Source organism: Mesorhizobium sp. M7A.F.Ca.CA.004.06.1.1 (assembly GCF_003999135.1).
Taxonomy (GTDB): Bacteria; Pseudomonadota; Alphaproteobacteria; order Rhizobiales; family Rhizobiaceae; genus Mesorhizobium.
The window spans coordinates 1-645 of sequence record NZ_RZPQ01001356.1; the positions used below are offsets into that span (position 1 = coordinate 1).

Below are 645 nucleotides of genomic sequence, written 5' to 3' on the forward strand. Positions count from 1 at the left end.
GCCCAAAACTGTTTCGCGAATGGGCGCCGCGCGTGACGACGCGCAAATACGACCAGAGCCAGAAACCGCCGGTCGAGAAGACCGGGCTGACGCTCGGCATGGGCATGACCGAGAAGCAGGGCGGCACCGATGTGCGCGCCAATGTGACGAGGGCGGAACGCGCCGGCAGCGGTTTTTATCGTCTGACGGGGCACAAATGGTTCATGTCGGCGCCGATGTCGGATGCGTTCCTGGTGCTGGCGCAGGCGCCGGAGGGGCTGTCGTGCTTCCTCGTGCCGCGCGTTCTCGGTGATGGTTCGGGCAACGGCTTCCGCTTTCAGCGACTGAAGGACAAGCTCGGCAACCGTTCCAACGCCTCCTCCGAAGTCGAATTCGTCAATGCCATCGGCGAGATGGTCGGCGAACCCGGTGCCGGTGTGAAGACGATCATGGACATGGTCACCCTGACCCGGCTCGATTGTGCCATCGCCTCGTCGGCGATCATGCGCGCGGGCCTCGCCGAGGCCGTTCACCACGCCCGCCATCGCCAGGTGTTCGGTTCGACCCTGATCGAGCAGCCGTTGATGCAGCGCGTTCTGGCCGACATGGCGCTCGACGTCGCCGCCGCCACCGCGCTGTCGTTCCGGTTAGCGCGCTCCTTCGACG

1 protein-coding gene is annotated in these 645 nt (G+C 65.6%); it reads left to right on the forward strand.

All coding sequences use genetic code 11. The annotated features are described in order from the left end of the window. Positions 1-645 (forward strand): acyl-CoA dehydrogenase family protein (locus tag EN906_RS36300; RefSeq protein ID WP_206529293.1); only part of this gene is annotated, 645 nt, incomplete at both ends.